Origin of the sequence: Pseudomonas sp. Pse1, assembly GCF_024519635.1 — a bacterium.
Taxonomy (GTDB): domain Bacteria; phylum Pseudomonadota; class Gammaproteobacteria; order Pseudomonadales; family Pseudomonadaceae; genus Aquipseudomonas.
The window spans coordinates 29,803-47,281 of the sequence record NZ_JALJRO010000032.1 but is presented as its reverse complement, the minus strand read 5'-3'; the positions used below and the strand labels follow the sequence as shown (position 1 = coordinate 47,281).

Here is a 17,479-nt window from a genome sequence, read left to right as displayed (position 1 = left end):
ATATTTTTCCGGGGGCAACCGGTCATATGAGTTGGGCCGATGGCAATCAACAGATTCCGGAACGGTTGGTCAAGCGTTGCCTGCATATCGTAGCCAGCCATGAGCAGCGTTTGTGTTTTCCGCTTGAGTCGATTCGGCAAGAGAACGGTGGGTATCCGGCAAACTCCACCGAGGTGATTTATCCGGGGGTGCATTCGGATCAGGGAGGAGGGTATCCGCCGGGAGATCAGGGGAAGGCTTACAGCGTGGGCAACGTTGAAGGTGACGGTCTATTGCTATCGCAGATTGCGTTGCATGACATGTATGCGGATGCTTTTGCTCATGGCGCGCCATTGAAAGTACCCAAGGCCACTTTGCCTTCGAGCCTCAGTCAAGAGCTTTGGCGAGCCATGGAAGATAGTGTTGTGAAAGCCTTCAGTGTTTCACCAGCATTGACACAACGATATAACGCCTGGCGCGAAGTAACTCTAGGCCTACTCCCTGTTTCCCAGCCGCTATCCCCAGAACAAACAGCACTCTACCAACCCCTGCCATCCACGACGGCCCTCGAACAAGCCCTGCGCGAGCAGATGGCCTGGATCACCGCGTGGCGCATCGACCGCTACGCTTTCGCCAGTCTGAAGCAGACTCTTTTTTATGCGCAGGCTTCTGATACTGAAGCCGATCCAATCGATCGAGAAAACGCCGAAGCTGCCCGGAACGCAAGACAGGCACTCATCGTAAAAAACCGTCGAGAACAACAGGTCAACGAACAATTCAAACGTATCGCACCCATGCCATTGGCCCCCGGCGTCAAGGACTTCGACGCCGACATGGCCCAGACGCAGTTGCGCGAGGCAGCCGAAGAGTTCGGCATCGACTATCGCAACCCCAGCGTCATCACACCCTTTGTGATTCGCCTGGCACGGCTGGCGATCATCCCTGCGCTGATTGTCAACCAGGCGAGCCCTGAAGCCCGGGTCGAGCGCCAGTTGATGAGAAATGCCGGCAAGGAAAAAGTCAGCCTGTTGTTCCCACCGCCGAAACACGAGCGCAATCATTTCAGTGAAACCCTGCGTTTGAACGTCGACGAAAGCCGCAACGCCAAGGAACCGACCGGTTTGTTGCGGGCACTGTTCGACGATCAGGTCCACGACTCCCGCGCCTGGTTTCTTTACTCGCTGGGCCGCGAACACGGTGGCAGCTACTTTGGGGAGCGCATGGTGTTCTTTGGCGAGAGCAACCGCCGCGAATTGGTGTTGTTCCTTGAGAAGAATGGGCAGTTGCTGGCCGAGGACGCCGGTCGGCGCAGATTGGAAGCTGAGCGTGCTCAACAGCCGCCGTACATGGATGTCGAGCGTATGGCAGCCGTTATGAAAGCCATCGACGCGCGGTGGGCAGCCTATGACGCGCAAGATGCAGGAGCCGTTGATGGAACGGTCTGACAGGGCTTGTCTGCGCATGACTCAAGCGAGCGAACCGCTGCTCAAGCACCCTCTGCGGACCTCAATGGCGGCCGGTACATGCGGACTGGTGGGAATGCTCCTGGTTCAAGGTGCCCTGGCCGGCTCTCTTGAAGCGATCAATCACACGCACTGGGCGATCAATCGTTTTAGCGTCGAGGGCCGCTCGGGAGTCGACATCATTGGACCGTATCAAGGTGGGGGGGGAGGCTGTTGTTATGTCGCCCCGTGGCGCTGGAAACCGGGAATGACGGTGCAAGTTGAGTGGGAAACCGGCGTTGCTTATCCCGATGGTTTCCCTGGCTACGCAGATCGGGCGAAGTACTTAGCCTGGAGGGACGAAATGCGATCCTACAAACGCCAACACACCCAATCCGTCCCCATCCCCGACTACACCGGCCAAAAAGTCTGCGGCCTCACCGTGCACTTCCTGCCCTGCGACGAACTCCAGGTCACCACCTCCTGCCATGCCTACGGCAGTCCCGAATACCCGATCAAGACGCCGCTGCATCTGCCACAGCCGCAGTCGTGTCCGTAATACTCAGGCAGCTGCGGGTGATGCGGAAGCCTGTTGAGTCGGCTCCCACAGGGGGGGCAAGCGGCTAACGCGGCAACCAAAAAAACATCGCCACGCAAAACACACTCAGGCCAATACAAAACCATTGAAACCTGCGCAAACGCTGTTTTGCCGCGTGGGCTGCATGCAAGGGTAGGAGCATGCCGCAGTGGTGGCAGTCGCGGCTGCCGGCGGGGTTGGGGTGTTGGCAGTAGAGGCAGACGGGCAGGGTGTTCACTCGAACTGTTCCAGGCGCAGGCGATCGAGGATGCTGATGTGCCGGCCATCCTGGGTAATGATCTGCTCGTCGATCAGGCGGCGAATGATCCGCGAAAAAGTCTCCGGCTGGATCGACAGGTGCCCGGCAATCAACTGTTTGGCCATCGGCAGCTCGAAATGGCTGTCCACCGTTTGCTCGCGCACCAGTTGGGTCAACAGATAGCGCACTACCCGGTGAGTGGCGTTTTTCAGCGACAGGGTCTCGATCTCGTTGACCCGCTGATGCAGGCGCACACACAGCTTGCCCAGCAGCGCCAGGGTCAGCCGGCTATTGCTTTGCAGCAGGTGCAGGTAGGTGCTGTTGGAAAACCGGTAGAGCTGGGTCGGCCCCACGGCTTCGGCTGAGGCCACGTAGTTGGAGGTGTCCATCAGCATCATCGCTTCGGCGAAGGTTTGCCGGTCGCCGAGCACCTCGAACACCTTCTCCTGGCCATCGGGCGTCAACCGGTAAATCTTCACCGCGCCGGCAATCACGAAGTAAAACGAATCGGCCGGCTCACCCTGGCGAAACAGCGGTTCGCCCTTGTCGACGCTGAGCAACTGGCTGCTGCCCATCAGTTGGTCCATCTGCTCGTCGTTCAAGGGTTCGAACAGATGGTGGCTGCGCAGGATCTGGTGGTGGACGCGGTGAAGGACCATGGCAAGGCTTCCTTGAAAGTGAAATTCGGCTTAGACGAGACCCAGAGAAAGACCACTGGCCAGGGCGAGGACGGAACTCAACACGACGAACCAGGCCAGGGGGTGAATGACTTTGCTCATGACGACTCCGGATAAGCGAAAAGGGGTTGGGATTACCCTGTTCAGCAAGACTCGGGCCAGCCGCAATCTGTCGCCTCGGCGCAATGCAATGTAGGAGCGAGCCTGCTCGCGAAAAACCCGAGATCGCCGCGTTTATCCAGACAGAGCGCGTTATCGTTGACGTCCATCGCTAGCAAGCTAGCTCCTACAGGTCTATGGTGGATGCGGTAAAAATGACCCTGTGTAAATGGGTAAAATTAACTATTAAGGGTTGTTTTTACCCTATCAGCGAATCGCTGCTCCCGATCAAACCCCCGTCGCTGCAACGCCAAGCTCCTCAGGCATGACGCTTGCACTGTTGATCTGCAACAACACCGTGCGATCACTACTCTCTGATGATCGAACGCGGATGGACCCGCGCACTGCGTATAGGTGCCGGGCATGCAGAGGAGTAGCAACATGCAAGTGCTCGAACGCAGCAAAGCAATGGCAATCCCGCCGCTGTTACGCCTGGCTTTCCGGCCGTTTTTCCTCGCCGGTTGCCTGCTGGCGCTGCTGGCGATCCCGCTGTGGCTGGCGGCTTTCAGCGGTTCGATCAGCGACTGGCAGCCGGCGGGTGGCTGGTTGGGCTGGCATCGGCATGAGCTGCTGTTCGGCTTCGGCCTGGCGATCATCGCCGGCTTCCTGCTGACCGCAGTACAGACCTGGACCGGCCGCCCCGGACTCAGCGGCCGACCCCTGGCCGCCCTGGCGCTGGTGTGGTTACTGGCGCGGGTGGCCTGGTTGGTCAATGCGCCCTGGGCGCTGCTCGCCGTCCTCGAACTGGCTTTCCCGCTGGCGGTGGCGGCACTGATGGGCATCAGCCTGTGGCAGGTGCGGCAGAAGCGTAACTACCCGATTGTCGTGGTCCTGCTGTTGCTGGCGTTGGCCGACGGCTTGTCCCTGTATGGGCTGAGCGCCGGCCATGAAGGCTGGCAGCGTCAGGGTGTGTTGAGCGGCATCTGGCTGGTGGCGGCGATGATGGGCCTGATCGGTGGCCGGGTGATTCCGTTTTTCACCCAGCGTGGTCTCGGTCGGGTCGACGCCGTTTCGCCATGGCCGTGGCTCGACTGGCTGCTGTTGATCGGCTCGCCGCTGGTGGCGTTCCTCTACGCCGCAGGTCCTGCACTGATCCCGAACCTGTGGGTTGGCCTGCTGTTCGCGGTGCTCGGGGTCGGTCACCTGATCCGCCTGCTGCGTTGGCAGGACCGCGCCCTGTGGCGCGTGCCGCTGTTGTGGTCGCTGCACCTGGCCTACGCCTGGTTGGCGGTGGCGTGCCTGGGCATGGCGCTGTGGCATTTCGGCGTGGCGATCAACCCGAGCCTGGCGGTGCACGCCCTGACTATCGGCGCCATGGGCGGCCTGGTGCTGGCGATGATCGCGCGGGTCACCCTCGGCCACACCGGCCGGCCATTGCAGCCGCCTGCGGGGATGAGCCTGGCGTTCATTCTGCTCAACCTGGCGTGCCTGAGTCGGGTTGGTCTGATCCTGTGGTTGCCGATGCCGGCGTTGTGGCTGGCGGGTGTGTGCTGGGCCCTGGCCTTCGCGCTGTACGCCTGGCGTTATGGGCCGATGCTGCTGCGCACCCGGGTCGATGGACATCCGGGTTAAGCCCGCACACTCAAGGAGAGGCTCGTTCATGTATCCCTATCTGTTGGTCAGCCACCTGCTGGCGGCCATTGCTTTCATCGGCACGTTGTTCTTCGAAGTGGTCATCTGGCACAACGCTCGCCGGCAACTGTCGGACATCTCGCAAGCAGGCGCCGAGCAAGCCATCGCCGTGCGTTCGCGCAAGGTCCTGCATGGGGTGGTGCTGCTGTTGTATGGCGCCGGCATTGGTCTGGCCTCGCAGTACCGCGGCGCCCTGAGCCAGCCGCTGGCGAGCAGTTTCGGCACCTTGTTGAGCCTGAAGATTTTGTTGGCGTTGAGCATCATCGGCCACTACCTGCTGCTCGCGTACTGGCTGACCCACGGACGCCTCAGCGCCACTCGGGCCACCTGGATCCGCCGCAGCATCCTCGGGCACATGGTGCTGATCGTGGTGCTCGCCAAGGCGATGTTTTATTGGCAGTGGTGAACTGTCTCAAGGCTGGCGCCCACAGGATTTTGTGGGGCCCTACAGGCCCCACAGATTCATCGATAGCCGATCAATGCCGCGCCTCAAGCGCATTGACGAACAACACATTGTTCTCCAGATGAATATGCTGCATCAGGTCATCACGAAATTCCGCCAGTCCGCGATACAACGCGCGCCAGGTGTTACAGGCATCCGCCGGCGGCGTGATCTGGTGGGTCAGGCCCAGCAGTTTTTCCAGGCTTTCACCGTGTTGATCATGCTCGAAACGCAGCACCTGGATCGGCGGTGCCGCACGCGGGCCGAGGCCGTGTTGCAGCATCGGGAACAGCACCTGTTCTTCCTTGCACATGTGCCCTTCGAGTTCCTGCTGCATTTCGCAGAGCAGTTCGGCCAGGCCGTTGGGGCAGGTGCTGCGTGCGCCGTGAACCTGCTCGACGCGCCGCGCCAGGCGGATCAGTTCCGGCAGTTGCTCGCGGTGGCGGGCGTGATAACGCGACAGCAGATGGGCGATCAATTGTTCCAGCGGCGCCTGGCGCCAGTCGTCCTGGCTTTCGCCGCTGTCTTGCAGGATCTGCAGGGCATCGGCGATCAATTGCGGGTCGAGTTGTTTGCCCAGGGCGGCGTCGCGCAGGCTCTTGTGGCCGCCGCAGCAGAAGTCGAGGTTGAAGGTGTGAAAGATCCGCGTGGCACCGGGAATGTCGCAGGCCAGTTGGCCCAGGCTTTGTTCCAGCAGGTTGTGGCTCATCAGGGGTTCCTCTCGGTTTGTAACGGTTCCCCAAGCTCATTGCACAGCAGATGCCAAATTTAACTGATTGATATCAATGGAATAATTTTTAACGGTGGTGAACTGAACCCTGAGGCATTAGGGTGAATCCCACCATAGAGGGTTATAACTACCATGCTGCGTGAAAGCCTGGCCGCCGACCTGATTGTCGAGTTGCCCAATGCCGTGCGGTTGCAACGTCTGGTGCAGACCCTGCGCGAATACTTCAACAGTGGCGCCGTGGGCTTGTTGCGCCTCGACGAGGACAGCCTGCGGCCAGTGGCGACCGTCGGCCTGGTCCACGAGGCCCTGGGCCGGCGCTTCGTGATCGCCCAGCATCCACGTCTGGCGGCGATCATGGCCTCCCGCGAGCCAACCTGGTTCGAACCCGACAGTCGCCTACCGGATCCCTACGACGGCCTGCTCGAAAACCACGTCGGCGAATCCCTGCCGGTCCACGATTGCATGGGCGTGAGCCTGTATGTGGAAGGCCGGATCTGGGGCGCGATCACCCTCGACGCGCTGCACGCCGGCACCTTCGACAGCCAGGCCCGCGAGGAGCTCAAGCGCTGCACCCTGCAGATCGAAGCCGCCGTGCGGGTCACCCGGCTGGAACAGGAAAACCGCAGCCTGCGCATGTCGCGCAGCGATCCTCAGGATCAACGGATGCCGGTCGAGGAGGGCGAGATCCTCGGCCAGAGTGAGGTCCTGCACAGCCTGCTCAACGAACTGGACGTATTGGCCGACGCCGATTTGCCGGTGTTGCTGCTGGGCGAAACCGGGGTCGGCAAGGAACTGTTTGCGCGGCGCCTGCATCGCTTGTCGCGGCGCAGTCACAAGCCGCTGATCCAGGTCAACTGCGCGGCGCTCCCCGAATCGCTGGCCGAGAGCGAGCTGTTCGGCCACGTCAAAGGCGCCTTCTCCGGCGCCAGCAGCGACCGCGCCGGGCGCTTCGATGCGGCCAACGGTGGCACGCTGTTTCTCGATGAAGTCGGCGAACTGCCCCTGAGCGTGCAGGCCAAATTGCTGCGTACTTTGCAGAACGGCGAGATCCAGCGCTTGGGTGCGGACAAGCCGCTGCACGTCGATGTGCGAATCATCGCCGCGACCAACCGCCACCTGCCCGACAGCATCCGCGATGGCCTGTTTCGCGCCGACCTGTACCACCGGTTGTCGGTGTACCCGGTGCCGATTCCGCCCCTGCGCGAGCGCGGCAACGACGTATTGCTGCTGGCCGGGCACTTCCTCGAACTCAACCGCGCACGCCTCGGCCTGCGCGGCTTGCGCCTGTCACCGGCGGCGGAACGGGCGCTGCTGGGGTACAGCTGGCCGGGCAACATCCGCGAGCTGGAACACGTGATCAGCCGCGCCGCGCTCAAGCAACTCAGTCGCGGCAGCAGTCGTGCGGCGATCCTGACCCTGGAGCCGCAGGTGCTCGATCTCGACAGTGCGGCGAGCAATCAACCTGCGCCGGTCGAGCGCGCGCAGGCATTGCCCGCCGACGCGCCGTTCCAGGCCCTGGGCGATGCGGTGGATGAGTGTCAGCGCGAAAAGGTGCGCCAGGCCCTGGAACTGTCGGCCGACAACTGGGCCAGCGCCGCGCGACTGCTGCAGATCGACCCCAGCAACCTGCACAAATTGGCCCGACGTCTGGGCATGAAATAAGCCCGCAACCCAGGTAGGGATTGATGGCGGTCAAGGTGATTTGACCCGGTGCCTCGCACACTGGGCCAAACCTTTTCGGAGACCATCGACATGCCGCTTTCCCTCGCCGAGATGCGCCGCAATTACACCCTGCAAGGCCTGCAGGACGAACAGGCCCTGGACGACCCGCTGGCGATGTTCGGCCAATGGCTGCAGCAGGCCCGCGACACCGAGCAGCCTCCGGTGGAGGCCAACAGCATGATGCTCGCCACCGTCGACAGCGCCGGCCGCCCCCATTGCCGGGTGCTGCTGCTCAAAGGCCTGAGCGACGCCGGCCTGATCTTCTTCGGCAACTACCACAGCGACAAGGGCCAGCAACTGACAGCCAACCCCCACGCGGCGATGACCTTCTTCTGGCCCGCCATGGAGCGTCAGGTGCGCATCGAAGGCCAGGTGGTGCCACTCGATCCGGCATTGTCCGACGCCTACTTCGATTCCCGCCCCCTGGCCAGCCGCCTCGGCGCCTGGGCCTCACCGCAAAGCCGCATGCTCGCCAGTCGCGCTTCGCTGGAATCGATGCTGGAACAGACGGCCCAACGTTTTCTCGACCAACCGATCCCGCGCCCCGAGCATTGGGGCGGCTGGTGCTTGCAGCCGGAGCGGGTGGAGTTCTGGCAGGGGCGGGCGGATCGCTTGCATGATCGGCTGGATTATCGGTTGCTCAATGGGGGGTGGTGTCGGAGTCGGTTGGCGCCTTGAGGGGGAAGTGCATCTGCCTTGTCCAGTGACCAATGGGCTATCCAGATCGCCAGCCGCGTGGCAGTCTCGCGGCTGGCATTTTCCGCGAGATGCCCGGGGTTATCGTCGATGGGTGTAGGGGCAGCATGAAAAAAGTGAAGTTGGATCGTATCAATCGGGCAATCCTCGAAAATCTGCAAAGCAATGCGCGGATCAGCAATCTCGAACTGGCCGAGAAGATCAATCTCTCCCCCAGCGCTTGCCTGCAAAGGACCAAGGCGCTTGAGGATGCCGGTTACATTCGCGCCTACATGGCATCGATCGATATCGACGCAATCTGTATCAACGTCATGGCCTACGTGATGTTCAGCCTGCGCGATCACGCCGGCCACCTGCGGGTGCAATTCGAACGTTTTATTGCCAAGCGTCGTGAGCTGGTGGACTGCCTGAAGGTCGATGGCGAGTACGACTACATTGCCCTCGCCACCTGTTCCACCGTGAGCGATTTCAACTTGCTGTGCGAACAGCTGCTGGATGAAAACCCCAACATCCTGAAAATCAGCAGCAACATCATCCTCGACAAGACCAAGTGGTTCGCCGGCTATCCGCTGGAAAATCTAATGTGGCGGGAGTGAACAATCTGCGGTAAATGCCCGCGCATCCCGCAGCAAGTGCACGGCACACCGCCTATCTCAATCTTTTGCATTGCCGTCTTTGCCCACAATGGGGGTTTTCCCAAGGCAGAGAACAACCATGACTGCAACGGCATACGTCACCCTGGAAACCGTACTGGGCGCCTTCACCCTCGAGTTGTTTGGCCAGCAGGCACCGCTGACCACCGCGAATTTCCTGGCTTATGTGGACAGTGGTCGGTATGACGGCAGCAGCATTTTCCGCATCGTCAATCCGTCCAACCAGCAAGCGGAAGATCCTGTGCGCATCAATGTCGTGCACGGCGGCACGCGACCGCTGGCGGCGAGTAATTTGCCGATGATCGAGCTGGAAACCACCCTGCAGACCGGCTTGCGCCACCGCCACGGCTGCTTGTCGATGGGCCGTGAGGAGGCCAACAGCGCCGAAGGTGATTTCTTCGTCTGCATCGGCGATCAACCGCACTTCGACCACGGCGGCGCGCGCCATCCGGACGGCCTGGGGTTTGCCGCGTTCGGACAGGTCTGCGCGGGCATGGAGGTGGTCGAAGCGATCTTTGCCCAGGCCGGGGCGCAGGAATACCTGGCACCTGAGGCGGAGATCGGCATCCTGCGCGCCTACCGTCAGCCACGAGGTGTGTAATGGGGCGCTGTGACTGGGTCCGAAAGCTAATGAGCGCGCGTCGCTACGACGCTTTTCTGCTACCGCGCAGTGATGCCTACCTCAACGAAGACCTGGCCCCGGCTGACGAAGCCTTGCATTGGCTGAGCGGTTTCACCGGTAGCGTCGGCCTGGCGGCGTTGACGCAGAAGGGCGCGGCGCTGCTGGTGGACGGCCGTTACACCGAGCAGGCCCGCCACGAGTGCCCGCGTTTCGAGACCCTGATGCTCGACGACAGCAGCCTGTTCGACTGGCTGCGCGGCCAGTTGCCTGCGGGCGCGACCATCGCCTGCGACGCCAGGCTGCACAGTATCGACGAGTGCGCCCGCTGGCAGGCCCTGGCGACGCAATCGGACTTCAACTGGCACGCGTCTGCGGATAATCCGGTGTACCAATCCTGGCGCAATCGCCCGGACGCACCCAACAGCCCGGTGCTGGCCTGGGCGCTGGAGTACGCCGGCATGACCGCGCAGGCCAAGCTCGATCAACTCACCGCCAGCGTGCGTGGCGCGCAGTGCGATGCCCTGTGGTTGCCGGCGCCGGACATGTTGGCCTGGCTGTTGAACGTGCGCGGCGGGGATATCGCCATCGCGCCATTGCCGTTCAGCAATGGTCTGCTGTACGCCGATGGTCGGCTGGACTGGTTCATCGATGCCGAGCGCCTGCAATTGCCCGAGGAGTGGCTGCCCGCTACGGTCTCCGTGCGTGCTCCGCGACGGCTTGAGCAATGCATCGCCGAGCTGCAGGGCCAGCGGGTGTGGATTGATCGGCGGATGTGTACGGCGGCGGTTTACCGTCAGTTCGAGTCCGCTGCCTGTGTCTTGCATGAGGCGCCCAATCCGCTGCTGCTCCAGCGGGCCTGCAAGCAACCGGCCGAGTTGTGCGGCAGCCGTGAAGCCCATCGCATCGATGGTCTGGCGCTGTGCCGCTTTCTCTATGAGTTTCACTGCCGCTGTGAGCGGTTTATCGGGCAGAGCGAATTGTCGATTGTCGAATCCCTGGAGGGCTGGCGTTCCCGGCATCCCGACTACCGGGGTGTGAGTTTCGAGACCATCGCGGCCACCGGTGCCAACGGCGCCCAACCCCATTACTTGCCCAAGCCGGGGCAGGCGGCAAAACTGCGGCGCGGCGAGTTGCTGCTGATCGATTCTGGCGGCCAATACACCCAGGGCACCACCGATGTGACCCGGGTCCTGGCCTGCAGCCCGCCGAGCGCCTGGCAACGTGAGCTCTACACCACGGTGCTGCGGGCTCATATCGCCCTCGCCAGTTGCCTGTTCCCGATGGGCACCAGCGGCCAACAGCTGGACAGCGTGGCGCGCCAGGTGATGTGGCGAGAGGGGCTGGACTACGGCCATGGCACAGGACACGGGGTGGGCAGCTACCTGCATGTGCATGAGGGCCCTCACCGGATTGCCCCCCACGCCAGCGCGGTGCCGCTGCAGGCGGGCATGGTCACCTCGATCGAACCGGGGGTTTATCTGCCAGGTGAACTGGGAATCCGCATCGAGAACCTCTACGAAGTCATCGAGGTCGAGGCGCATCCGGGATTCCTTGGGTTCCGCGTCCTGACCCTCGCGCCATTCGCCAATGAACTGATCGACCGCGAACGACTGAGTCCGGCCGAAGCCTGTTGGCTCGATGAGTATCACCGGACGGTTCAGGCCGCGTTGATCGACGCTTTGGAGCCAGACGTCGGCGCCTGGTTGCTGTGCCAGACCCAGCCGAACAACCTGCAGTTTCAGGGGCAATAACCGTTGATTGTTTTTCCTGGTCGGCGCAAAAGCGCAGTTTGATTTCGAGGGCGCTGGCACTATGTGTCCAGCGTTCGCGAGCGCCTCACTACAATTCTAATAATCGGTTTGCCTCCTGTTTATGGGCGGGAGAGCAGACATTGCCAGTCGAGAGGCGAGCATGAGCAGTACAGAAAATGTGATTCCCGATGGCTACGACCGCCGGCCCGTGCCCCAGTCCGAAACGGTCTCTGGCGTTGGTCTGGCGCTGATCACCTTTGGCATCGGGATGACCCTGCCGGTGTTCTGGCTCGGGGCCGACGTTACGCAGAAAGTCGGGTTCGCGAGCGCCGCGCTGATTTTCGCCGGGGTTTGCGGGGCGCTCGGTTTGCTCTGTGCATTGACCGCGATGGTCGGCGTGCGGACGCGGCTCAGCACCTATATGGTCCTGCAGTTTTCATTCGGTCGGCATGGCGCCAAGCTGATCAACCTGATCATGGCGGTGACCTTGCTGGGGTTCTATGCGGCCACCGCCGATATATTCGGCAGCACCGTGGCCAGCGCCTTGCAAAGTTCCTGGGATATCGTCACGCCGGCCTGGGTGCACAGCGTGTGGGGCAGTGTGCTGATGACCTTGATGGCGATCTATGGATTGCGCGGGCTGGATCGGCTGTCGATTGTCTCGGTGCCGCTGATGGCGCTGTTCATGTTGTTTGCCTTGTACCTCGGCGTGCAACGTGCGGCGCCCGGCCAGTTGGGCGGGTTCGTCGGGGCCGGCGACAGCCTGGCACTGGCCATTGCCAGCACCATCGGCATGGTGGTGCTGACACCCGTCCTGATGCCCGACTTCACCCGTTACGCCCGTACTGAACGTGACGCCTTGATCGCTATTCTGGGCATGGTCATCGGCTTTCCCTTTGTGCTGATTGTCGGCGGCTTGTTGTCGATCATCACCGGCCAAAGCGAAATCATGCTGATCATGGCGAGCCTCGGCGTGCTGCTGCCGGCGCTGGCCGTGCTGGTGTTCTCCACCTGGATCACCAACACCGCGAATCTGTATTCGGCGACGCTGACCCTGGCGACCGTCAGCCGCACCCCGAGCTGGAAACTGACCGTGGCAGGCAGCGTGCTGGCGACGGGCTTGGCCGTGGGTGGCTTCATGAGCCATTTCCTCGATTTCGTGATGACCCTGAGCATCGTGATCCCGCCATTGGCAAGCATCTATGTCGCGGATTTCTTTGTGGTCCGCCAGCAACGCTACGACGTCGATGCGCTGGCGCAGTCCGGCGCCTTCGGTTGGCCGGCACTGGTCAGTTGGGCCTTGGCCAGCCTGGTCGCCTGGATGACCACCTTTGCCGGCTGGACCCTGACCACGCAGCCGACACTGGACTCTCTGCTGGTGGCCCTGGTCGCGTACCTGCTGCTGCAGCGCTTGAGCCGCGTTTCCACGGTTGCGCCCTCGCACTCGTAAGTCGCCAACCCCTTAGCCAATGCGTTGACCCGGAACAAGCCGGGAGGGCGAAGCCATGCCTGTTTTTACTCAAGCGAACACTGCGTTTGCCGGGCGCGCTCGCCTTTTGTCTGCACGGTTCAACGCCGATAAAACCATAAGAAATTCAGGAGCAGTTTCAATGAAGATCATCCGACTCATAGCCCTGGCCGCACTCGGCTGCAGTGGTGCCGCTCAGGCGCAGGTGTCCAGCACGGTGGCCCTGACCACTGAATACCAGGTGCGCGGCATCGGCTACTCCGGCAACGATCCGGCATTGAGCATGAGCCTGGACTGGGCCGGCGAGAATGGCTTGTTCGTCGGCGCCTGGGCGTCAAACACCGACAGCTTCGCCAGCGGCGATCCCTACGACGATGGCGCGAATATCGAGATCGACTTTTACGGTGGTTACAACGGCCAACTGGAAAACGGCTTGCGCTACGGCGTGATCGGCTACTACTACACCTTCCCGTCAACCAATTACAACATCAACTACCCGGAGATCGGCGTCAGCCTTGGCTACGGCAACTTCAATGCCTATGCCTATTACTCCAACGACATGATCAGCACCTCGCAGTCGTCGCAGTACCTGGCGGCCGACTACACCTTCAACTTGCCGTATCAAGTCGACCTGTCGTTGATGGCCGGGCACTCCTTTGGCGAGTACTTCCGCCAGACCGAACTGACCGGCGCCCATGAATACTCGAACTGGGAAGTCGCACTGAAACGCAGCTTTGGCCCGATCAATACCAAACTGAGTTGGGTCGATACGGACCTGTCGGGGCGTTACTACAACGATGGCGAGTACCTGCGCAACGACGGCCGTCTGATCTTCACTGTTTCCCACACCTTTTGAGACAACAGCCGGCGGCCCCGCGGCTGGCCGGCTTCTGCGTGATTGCCGGAGGACTTATGACAATCCGTGTGGCTACCGATATCGGTGGCACTTTTACTGACCTGGTTTACCTGGAAAACGGCGTGATCAACGCGGTGAAGGCCGACACCACACCGCCTAACTTCGAACAGGGGCTGCTCAACGCCGTCGCCAAAAGTGGCGTCAGTTACGCCGATATCGAATTCTTCGCCCATGGCTCGACGGTGGTGATCAACACCCTGACCGAACGCAAGGGCGTCAAGACCGCCTTGCTGACCACCCGAGGCTTTCGCGATGTGCTGGAAATTGCCCGGGGCAACACACCGGATATTTTTAACACCTACTACCGCAAGCCACCGCCTTTCGTGCCGCGGCACCTGCGCGTGGAAATCAGCGAGCGCCTGAACTATCGCGGTGAAGTCGTCACCCCGCTGGACCTCGAGGGCCTGCCGGCAATCCTCGCCACTTTGCGCGAAGAGGGCGTCGAGGCGATCGCGATCTGCCTGCTGCATGCCTACTGCAACCCCGCGCATGAAGCGCAATTGATGACCGCCGTCAGCGAGTTGTGGCCGCAGGTGGCGGTGATCGCGTCCCATCAGGTCAGCCGCGCACTGCGTGAATATGAGCGCACCAACACCACGGTGCTGTCGGCGTATGTGATGCCGGCCACCCGCGACTACCTGGACAACCTGTCGACGCATCTGACCGACAACGGTCTGCAATCGGCGCCCTTCATCATGAAGTCCAACGGTGGCATTTCCCCGGTCAAGGCCGCCAAGCAGGACCCCATCAGCCTGGTGGAGTCCGGCCCGGTGGGCGGCATCCTCGGGGCGCAGGCTTACGGCCAGTTGATCGGCGAACAGCAGTTGTTGGCCCTGGACATCGGCGGCACCACCGCCAAGTGCTCGCTGATCCACGATGGCAAGGTCGAGATCAGCAACGATTACGTGATCGAGAAAACCGCGATCAGTGCCGGTTACCCGATCATGACCCCGGTGGTGGACATCGTTGAAATCGGCAATGGCGGCGGCAGCCTGGCCTGGGTCGATGCCGCCGGCAGCCTGCGGGTCGGCCCGCAAAGTGCCGGCTCCACGCCAGGGCCGGTGGCCTATGGTCGCGGCGGCCTGGCGCCGACCACCACCGACGCCAACCTCTACACCGGGCGGATCAATCCCGAAGACTTCGCCGGTGGCGAAATCCAGCCGGACATCGACGGCGTGCATGCAGCCTTCGCTCGGCTCGGGGAGCAAATCGGCGTCTCGGCCAAGCTGCTGGCCCATGGCGTATTGCAGATTGCCAACGCCAACATGGTCAACGCGTTGAAGCTGATTTCGGTCAACCGTGGCCACGATCCACGGGATTTCGCGCTGATGGCCTTCGGCGGCGGCGGGGCCTTGCATGCCACCGCCCTGGCAGCCGAGCTGGGGATCCCGAAAGTCATCATTCCGCCCTTCGCCGGGGTGTTTTCGGCCTGGGGGATGCTGATGCTCGATTCGCGACGCGATTACATCCAGACCCACCTGCAACGTCTCGATGAGCAGGGGCTGCCCAGTTTGATCGGGGCTTTTACCGCACTGCAGGCGACGGCCGAAACGCAGTTTGCCGACGACGGCATGACACGCGACAAGCTGCGCTTCGAATGGCACATCGACGCCCGCTACAACGGTCAGGAACACACGGTCAAAGTCGTCCTCGATGAGCTGCAACTGGCGTCAATCATCGAGCGCTTCCACGCACAGCATGAACAGGCCTACACCTTCCGCCTGGAACTGCCGATCGAGGTGGTCAACCTGCACCTGGTGGCTTTCGGCGAAGTCCCGAAATCACCCATGGCGCCGATCGGCGTGAGCACCGGAGCCTCAGCCGAAACCGCGTTAAGTGGCCGGCGCTGGGTCGAGTTCGAGCCCGAGCAAGCGGTGCAGACCGCGCTTTATCAACGCTCGGCGCTGCTCAGCGGGATGCGCATCGAAGGCCCGGCGATCATCGAAGAGGCGACCACCACCACCGTCGTCCGTCCGAGCGATCGCCTTGAAGTCGACCCCTACGGCGGTCTTCACATCCATATCAACGTGCAGGAGGTGTCGGCATGAGCAACGCCAATCCATTTACCCGCGAAATCATCAAGAACGCCCTGGTGGCGATTGGCGAAGAGATGTTCATTGCCCTCAAACGCACCAGCATGAGCCCGATCATCTACGAGGCGCTGGACTATGGCATTGGCCTCACTGATGCGCGAGGCCAGTTGATCTCCCAGGGCAACGGCATTCCGGGGTTTATCGGCACGCTGGATGGCGCGGTGCGCAGCGTGATGGAGAAATTTGCTCTGGAGGATATTCTCCCGGGCGACATGTTCATCACCAACGACCCTTACGGCGGCGGTGGCACCCACCTTTCGGACGTGTCGATGATCATGCCGGTGTTCCATCAGGAACGGCTGATCGCCTGGACGGCGAACAAGGCGCACTGGACCGAGGTCGGCGGCAAGGACCCGGGCAGCTTCAGCTCCGACGCCTCGGAGATTTACCAGGAAGGCTTGCAGTTTCCCACCGTGCGCATCTACGACAGGGGCCGGATCAACCAGGCCGTGGTCGACATCATTGCCGCCAACGTGCGCCTGCCGGAAATGACCCTGGGCGACCTGCATGCCTGCGCCGCAGCGTTGCGCGTGGGCGAACGGCGGTTGCTGTCGATCGTCGCCAAGTATGGCGAGGAGACCACCCTGGACGCCATCGAACGCCTGCTCGAGCACGGCGAGGCGATGACCCTGGCGGCCTTTGCCGACCTGCCCAAAGGGGTGTTCCATGCCGAGGACGTGATCGATGAAGATGGCCTGGGCAACGGTCCGTTCACTGTCAAAGTCAGGGTCGAAATCAGCGAGGGCCGCTTCGTCGCCGACTTCACCGGCTCAAGCCTGCAAGCCCAAGGGCCGATCAACAACACCCTGTGCGGCCTGCAGTCGGCAGTGCGCGAAGTGTTCATGGGCGTCGTGCGCCCAGGCATCGCCGCCAACGCCGGCTGCTTCCGCCCCATCGAAGTCATCTGCCCACCCGGCACCATCTGCACCGCCCAGCGTCCTGCACCGGTGTCGGCCTACTTCGAGTCAATGGTCGCAGCCGCCGACGTGATTCGTCGGGCACTGGCGCAGGTCTTGCCGGACCGCCTGATCGCCGGACAACTGGGTTCCGTGTGCTCCATGGTCCTCAACGGCCGTCACTCCGAGACCAACGATGAATACCTGCTGGTGCAGCCCTTGGTCGGCGGCTGGGGCGCCGGGCACGACAAGGACGGCGAGAGCGGCCAGTTCTGCGTGGGTAACGGCGAGACCAGCAACATTCCCGTCGAGTTGACCGAGCGTTGTTATGAAGTGCTGGTGGAGCGCTATGGCTTTCATCAGGAAGACGGCGGTGCGGGCCGTCACCGGGGCGGCCGAGGCGTCACGCTCGACTACCGGATCCTCTCGCCCAAGGCCTGGGTGTCGACCTTCTTCGGCCGAGGTATTACGCCGCCGTGGGGCATTGACGCCGGGCATGAGGGCTCGTGCAACTATGCCGAGGTCATACGGGCAAACGGGGCGACCGAGCGCTTCAGCCGTGCCAATCGGGTGGAGTTGCACAAGGGTGATTTGCTGCGGCTGGTGACGGCCAATGGCGGCGGCTGGGGGCCGGCGAAAGAGCGGAGTGTGGCGTCGGTTTTGGAGGATGTGAAGAACGGGTATATCTCGGGGGAACAGGCGCGGCGGGATTATCCCGCACAGGTGTCTGCAGGGGAGGGCAGCGCCGGGGTTTGAATGCCAAGG

At 62.2% G+C, this 17,479-nt stretch carries 15 protein-coding genes and 1 pseudogene; 13 read left to right on the top strand and 3 right to left on the bottom strand.

All coding sequences use genetic code 11. The annotated features are described in order from the left end of the window. Together NR126_RS27320 and NR126_RS27315 are read left to right on the top strand one after the other, a co-directional pair. Positions 1-1,424, top strand: a pseudogene (locus NR126_RS27320) (phospholipase effector Tle1 domain-containing protein); the annotation flags it as partial. A gap of 94 nt (positions 1,425-1,518) precedes the next feature. Further along, positions 1,519-1,980 (top strand): DUF3304 domain-containing protein, encoded by a 462-nt coding sequence (locus tag NR126_RS27315; protein ID WP_371321433.1) that lies wholly within the window; start codon positions 1,519-1,521, stop codon positions 1,978-1,980. A gap of 64 nt (positions 1,981-2,044) precedes the next feature. Here NR126_RS27315 and NR126_RS27310 read toward each other — a convergent pair whose 3' ends face one another. Further along, positions 2,045-2,236, bottom strand: coding sequence for a protein DnrP (locus NR126_RS27310; RefSeq protein ID WP_081786409.1), 192 nt, complete (start codon positions 2,234-2,236; stop codon positions 2,045-2,047). Further along, complete coding sequence (locus tag NR126_RS27305; protein ID WP_027620459.1) at positions 2,233-2,916, bottom strand: Crp/Fnr family transcriptional regulator; 684 nt, start codon at positions 2,914-2,916, stop codon at positions 2,233-2,235. The genes NR126_RS27310 and NR126_RS27305 overlap by 4 nt, the downstream gene beginning before the upstream one ends. Before the next feature lie 558 nt (positions 2,917-3,474). Here NR126_RS27305 and NR126_RS27300 point away from each other — a divergent pair. Together NR126_RS27300 and NR126_RS27295 are read left to right on the top strand one after the other, a co-directional pair. Further along, entirely contained in the window at positions 3,475-4,665 is a 1,191-nt protein-coding gene (locus NR126_RS27300; RefSeq protein ID WP_027620458.1) for an NnrS family protein, read from the top strand. Positions 4,666-4,693: 28 nt separating this feature from the next. Then, on the top strand, positions 4,694-5,131 hold the full coding sequence (locus tag NR126_RS27295) for a membrane protein (RefSeq protein ID WP_027620457.1): 438 nt from the start codon (positions 4,694-4,696) through the stop codon (positions 5,129-5,131). A 70-nt stretch (positions 5,132-5,201) separates the two neighbouring features. Here NR126_RS27295 and ytfE read toward each other — a convergent pair whose 3' ends face one another. Next, on the bottom strand, positions 5,202-5,876 hold the full coding sequence (gene ytfE, locus NR126_RS27290; protein ID WP_027620456.1) for an iron-sulfur cluster repair protein YtfE: 675 nt from the start codon (positions 5,874-5,876) through the stop codon (positions 5,202-5,204). Between the two features lie 153 nt (positions 5,877-6,029). Here ytfE and norR point away from each other — a divergent pair, with 153 nt between their 5' ends. From norR to NR126_RS27245, 9 genes are all read left to right on the top strand, one after another. Beyond that, entirely contained in the window at positions 6,030-7,559 is a 1,530-nt protein-coding gene (norR, locus tag NR126_RS27285) for a nitric oxide reductase transcriptional regulator NorR (protein ID WP_256832398.1), read from the top strand. A gap of 90 nt (positions 7,560-7,649) precedes the next feature. Next, positions 7,650-8,297, top strand: coding sequence for a pyridoxamine 5'-phosphate oxidase (gene pdxH, locus NR126_RS27280; RefSeq protein WP_027620454.1), 648 nt, complete (start codon positions 7,650-7,652; stop codon positions 8,295-8,297). A 125-nt stretch (positions 8,298-8,422) separates the two neighbouring features. After that, entirely contained in the window at positions 8,423-8,911 is a 489-nt protein-coding gene (locus tag NR126_RS27275) for an Lrp/AsnC family transcriptional regulator (protein ID WP_027620453.1), read from the top strand. A gap of 118 nt (positions 8,912-9,029) precedes the next feature. Next, positions 9,030-9,569 (top strand): peptidylprolyl isomerase, encoded by a 540-nt coding sequence (locus NR126_RS27270; protein WP_027620452.1) that lies wholly within the window; start codon positions 9,030-9,032, stop codon positions 9,567-9,569. Beyond that, a complete protein-coding gene (locus tag NR126_RS27265; protein WP_033866391.1) occupies positions 9,569-11,341 on the top strand; it encodes an aminopeptidase P family protein in 1,773 nt (590 codons plus the stop codon). Before NR126_RS27270 ends, NR126_RS27265 begins: the two co-directional genes overlap by 1 nt. Before the next feature lie 160 nt (positions 11,342-11,501). Next, positions 11,502-12,791 carry a cytosine permease gene (locus NR126_RS27260; protein ID WP_027620451.1) on the top strand — a complete coding sequence of 430 codons (1,290 nt, stop codon included), beginning with the start codon at positions 11,502-11,504 and terminating at the stop codon, positions 12,789-12,791. Positions 12,792-12,951: 160 nt separating this feature from the next. After that, complete coding sequence (locus NR126_RS27255) at positions 12,952-13,665, top strand: TorF family putative porin (protein WP_027620450.1); 714 nt, start codon at positions 12,952-12,954, stop codon at positions 13,663-13,665. A gap of 56 nt (positions 13,666-13,721) precedes the next feature. Then, entirely contained in the window at positions 13,722-15,773 is a 2,052-nt protein-coding gene (locus tag NR126_RS27250) for a hydantoinase/oxoprolinase family protein (RefSeq protein ID WP_256832397.1), read from the top strand. Beyond that, entirely contained in the window at positions 15,770-17,470 is a 1,701-nt protein-coding gene (locus NR126_RS27245; RefSeq protein ID WP_256832396.1) for a hydantoinase B/oxoprolinase family protein, read from the top strand. The genes NR126_RS27250 and NR126_RS27245 overlap by 4 nt, the downstream gene beginning before the upstream one ends. Positions 17,471-17,479 lie beyond the last annotated feature (9 nt).

Excerpts from the sequence above, each read along its gene's own strand:
- NR126_RS27265 (WP_033866391.1), top strand. The coding sequence starts at position 9,569 with ATGGGGCGCTGTGACTGGGTCCGAAAGCTAATGAGCGCGCGTCGCTAC.
- NR126_RS27315 (WP_371321433.1), top strand. The coding sequence starts at position 1,519 with ATGCTCCTGGTTCAAGGTGCCCTGGCCGGCTCTCTTGAAGCGATCAAT.
- NR126_RS27275 (WP_027620453.1), top strand. The coding sequence starts at position 8,423 with ATGAAAAAAGTGAAGTTGGATCGTATCAATCGGGCAATCCTCGAAAAT.
- norR (WP_256832398.1), top strand. The coding sequence starts at position 6,030 with ATGCTGCGTGAAAGCCTGGCCGCCGACCTGATTGTCGAGTTGCCCAAT.
- NR126_RS27245 (WP_256832396.1), top strand. The coding sequence starts at position 15,770 with ATGAGCAACGCCAATCCATTTACCCGCGAAATCATCAAGAACGCCCTG.
- NR126_RS27250 (WP_256832397.1), top strand. The coding sequence starts at position 13,722 with ATGACAATCCGTGTGGCTACCGATATCGGTGGCACTTTTACTGACCTG.
- NR126_RS27295 (WP_027620457.1), top strand. The coding sequence starts at position 4,694 with ATGTATCCCTATCTGTTGGTCAGCCACCTGCTGGCGGCCATTGCTTTC.
- ytfE (WP_027620456.1), bottom strand. The coding sequence starts at position 5,876 with ATGAGCCACAACCTGCTGGAACAAAGCCTGGGCCAACTGGCCTGCGAC.
- NR126_RS27255 (WP_027620450.1), top strand. The coding sequence starts at position 12,952 with ATGAAGATCATCCGACTCATAGCCCTGGCCGCACTCGGCTGCAGTGGT.
- NR126_RS27300 (WP_027620458.1), top strand. The coding sequence starts at position 3,475 with ATGCAAGTGCTCGAACGCAGCAAAGCAATGGCAATCCCGCCGCTGTTA.
- NR126_RS27305 (WP_027620459.1), bottom strand. The coding sequence starts at position 2,916 with ATGGTCCTTCACCGCGTCCACCACCAGATCCTGCGCAGCCACCATCTG.
- pdxH (WP_027620454.1), top strand. The coding sequence starts at position 7,650 with ATGCCGCTTTCCCTCGCCGAGATGCGCCGCAATTACACCCTGCAAGGC.
- NR126_RS27260 (WP_027620451.1), top strand. The coding sequence starts at position 11,502 with ATGAGCAGTACAGAAAATGTGATTCCCGATGGCTACGACCGCCGGCCC.
- NR126_RS27270 (WP_027620452.1), top strand. The coding sequence starts at position 9,030 with ATGACTGCAACGGCATACGTCACCCTGGAAACCGTACTGGGCGCCTTC.